A 3,449-nucleotide genomic window follows, 5' to 3' on the forward strand; every position below is an offset into this window, starting at 1 on the left:
AAGTTGCAGCGAGATCGGGACGCTGTTGCGGGCGTTCATCGCGTACGCGCCGAGAACCGTGATCGTCGCGCCGACCGCGATTGCCAACGCGGCGCGGGGGAGTCGTGATCCGGCGGATCCTCGGTCGTCGACCTCGGCGGGCAGCTTCCGCAGGACCAGCACGAAGACGACGAGAGTCAAAGTCTCGACGAGGAACTGGGTGAGCGCCAGGTCGGGCGCGCCGTGTATTGCGAAGATGACGCCGCAGCCGTACCCAGTCAGGCCGACGAGAATGACGCTGGCGAGACGGTTGCGCATGACGGTGGCGCCGAGCGCACCGGCAATCATGATGAGCGAGACCACGATCTGGAGTGGTGTGTCGAACAGGACGAAGTCCAGTTCCGGCTCGAAGCCGACCGCGAGTACCGCCATCGGCAGCAGCACCAGCGTCAACAGGATCGTTCCCTGGGTCAACGGTAGTGAACCGCGCTGTGTCGTGCCGGTGAGCCGGATGGAGATGGTGTCCATACCTTTGAGGACCGCGTCGTAGACACGGTCGGCGTTGCCGAGTGCCGGGTGCTCGAACTTGAGGCGGTTGACCATCCGGTGCGCAACGAACAGCGCAACACCTCCTGTGACGACGACGACCGTCAGACCGAGGGGGAGGTTGAATCCGTGCCACAGCGAGAGGTGGTACGGCGCCTGACCGTACGAATCGACCGTGCGTGCGTACGGGCTCACGATGTGGTCGACGACCGGTGAGAAGACACCGGCCACTGCGCCGAGTACAGCGAGAAACGCGGGAGCCGCCAGGAAGAGTGCCGTCGGCTCGTGCATGTTCTTGACGGCCGGGCTCGGACGCTTGAGCTGTTTGCGTCCGAATGCGCCCCATACGAAACGGATGCTGTAGGTGACCGTCAGGATCGAACCGAGCACCAGACCTGTGACGACCACCGCACTGACGGCCGGATTGAGTGCCGGGGTGCCGATGACCGCGGACAGCGCGGTCTCCTTGCCGACGAATCCGAGGAACGGAGGTAGTCCCGCCATGCTGGCCGCGGCCAACCCGGCGACGACGGCGAGTATCGGCACCTTCTTGCCGAGGTGCGCGAGCTTGCGGATGTCACGGGTGCCCGTCGTATGGTCGATGATTCCGACCACCATGAAGAGCGCGGCTTTGAACATCGCGTGGGCGATGACCATCGTCAGCCCCGCGAGCATGGCCTTCTCGGTGCCGATGCCCACGAGGACCATCAGGAAGCCGAGCTGACTGACGGTGCCGAACGCGAGGATCAGCTTCAGGTCGAATGCGCGAAGTGCGCGCCAGCCGGCGACGATCATCGACAGCAGGCCGAGGGTGATGATCGTGGCTCGCCATGGGCCGGAGTCGGCGAACCCGGGCGCCAACCTCGCGACCAGGTAGATGCCTGCCTTCACCATCGCCGCCGCGTGCAGGTAGCCGCTGACCGGAGTCGGGGCGGCCATGGCGCCGGGAAGCCAGAAGTGCATCGGGATGATCGCGGACTTCGACAGCGCGCCGATGAGAATCAGCACGATCGCGACGCCGGGAAGCCATCCCGACGGCGCGTCGGCAATGACGTCGGACAGCTTGTAGCTGCCCGCCACCTGGCCGAGGATGATGATGCCGACCAGCATCGCCAAGCCGCCGGCTGTTGTGACGAGCAGAGCCTGCGTAGCTGCGCGGCGGGAGGAGGCGCGTTCGGCGTAGTGGCCGACGAGCAGGAACGACAGGACTGTCGTGATCTCCCAGAAGATGTACAGGACCAACATGTTGTCACTGGTGATGAGTCCGAACATCGCACCGGAGAACGCGACCATTTCGGCGGCGAAGATGCCGAGCCGTGGCTCGTCGTCCTCGAAGTATCGTGCGCAGTAGACCAGGATCAGTGCGCCGATTCCGAGGACGAGCAGCGACATGATCGCGGCGAGCGAATCGAACCGCATGTCGACGTTCATCGACAGGCCTGGGACCCACTCGATTTCGACTGTCTGCTCGGTGTTCCAGTTGCCGAACACCCAGACGAGACTGAAAAGCGGGACTAGAGCTAGTGGAAAGAAAGCACTTCGACCCCACCAGCGGACCAGCAATGGCGCGCACAAGGCCGCGACCAGGTGCGCAATCAAGATAGCGAGCAAAAAAGTACTCCGTCGTCTCTGGGTCGCGGCAGTCGTTGAGGGCTGTCGCGGTCGTCGTTGGGCGGCGTCGAGTAGTCGAACAAAACGGTCGGTACGCTCGCGGGCCGTGTGCTCGGCCGGCGAGTATAGGTTGTGTCCATCCTACTTTGCGTGGTCGACGCGCTGCATTCGGCGTGAATTCGGCACGGCAGTCGTTGACGGGTGCGACCCGGGCGGTCTATCGTAATCAACGAAATGGTTGATAAAGGAGATCGTTGATTATGCGCGAAGCGGGTTCGGGCAGTGACCGGCTCGACGAGGGCTTCATGGCCCTCGCCGATCCAGTGCGTCGGGCACTCGTCGCTCGCCTCAGTCGCGGCCCGCATACGGTGAACGACCTCGCCGAACCGTTCGAGATCAGCAAGCAAGCCATTTCACGTCACATTCAGGTCCTCGAGAACGCGGGCTTGGTGACGAGGTCACGCGACGCACAGCGTCGACCGGTCCATCTCGATTCCGCGCGGCTCGAGGAGCTGACCGAATGGATCGACAGGTATCGCATCATCCACGAACAGCAGTTCAGGAAGCTCGACGCGCTGCTGGCCACAACTAAGGAGCCGAAACCATGAGTAATCCCACCACGATCACCCTCCCCGAGGGAATGCCGTTCATTGCCATCTCACGTGAGTTCGACGCTCCCGTCGACGCCGTGTTTCGCGCCCACAAGGAACCCGAGCTCGTCAAGCAGTGGCTCGGCCCCAACGGCTACGACATGGAGATCGAGTGCTACGACTTCAGTACCGGTGGCAGATACAGGTACGTGCACATCGATCCGGAGGGAAACCGCTACGCGTTCAACGGTGTTTTCCATGTGGTGCGCGAAAACGAGTTCGCGATCCAGACTTTCGAGTTCGAGGGGTACCCGGACGTGGTGAGTATCGAGGCGCTGACATTCGTCGACCTCGGTGACGGCCGTACTCGCCTGGACATTCACAGTGCATATCCGTCGCTGGAGTCGCGAGACGGCATGGCGCAGAGTGGAATGGAAAAGGGTGTGTCCGAGGGGTACGAGCGACTCGACGTCATCTTGAAGGGCTGAGGGCATGGACTGGACGCTGGAAGTCGTGATGGTGCCCGTTACGGACCTGGACAGGTCCATCGAGTTCTACCGCGACCGGATCGGATTCGACCTCGACCACCACACCGTCAACGAGTTCATGACGGTTGCGCAGCTGACTCCCCGCGGATCGGGTTGTTCCATCGTCATCGGCACGCTGCCGGCGCAGCAGCAGATGGCTCCCGGTTCGCTCAAGGGGCTGCAGCTCGTGGTCGCC

4 protein-coding genes are annotated in these 3,449 nt (G+C 63.1%); 3 read left to right on the forward strand and 1 reads right to left on the reverse strand.

The genetic code is table 11. The annotated features are described in order from the left end of the window. A partial coding sequence (locus tag A2J03_RS26545; RefSeq protein WP_068380291.1) for a Na+/H+ antiporter subunit A occupies positions 1–2,136 on the reverse strand: 2,136 nt, incomplete at its 3' end. A gap of 260 nt (positions 2,137–2,396) precedes the next feature. On the opposite strand from A2J03_RS26545, the gene A2J03_RS26550 reads away from it, so the two are divergent. The 3 genes from A2J03_RS26550 to A2J03_RS26560 form a co-directional block, all read left to right on the forward strand. Continuing rightward, the gene (locus A2J03_RS26550) at positions 2,397–2,744 is read left to right on the forward strand and encodes an ArsR/SmtB family transcription factor (RefSeq protein ID WP_068380284.1); all 348 of its coding nucleotides are present in this window, start codon (positions 2,397–2,399) and stop codon (positions 2,742–2,744) included. Continuing rightward, positions 2,741–3,214 carry an SRPBCC family protein gene (locus A2J03_RS26555; protein WP_068380287.1) on the forward strand — a complete coding sequence of 158 codons (474 nt, stop codon included), beginning with the start codon at positions 2,741–2,743 and terminating at the stop codon, positions 3,212–3,214. The genes A2J03_RS26550 and A2J03_RS26555 overlap by 4 nt, the downstream gene beginning before the upstream one ends. A gap of 4 nt (positions 3,215–3,218) precedes the next feature. Further along, a partial coding sequence (locus A2J03_RS26560) for a VOC family protein (RefSeq protein ID WP_197480980.1) occupies positions 3,219–3,449 on the forward strand: 231 nt, incomplete at its 3' end.

The organism is Rhodococcus sp. EPR-157, assembly GCF_001647195.1.
GTDB lineage: Bacteria > Actinomycetota > Actinomycetes > Mycobacteriales > Mycobacteriaceae > Rhodococcoides.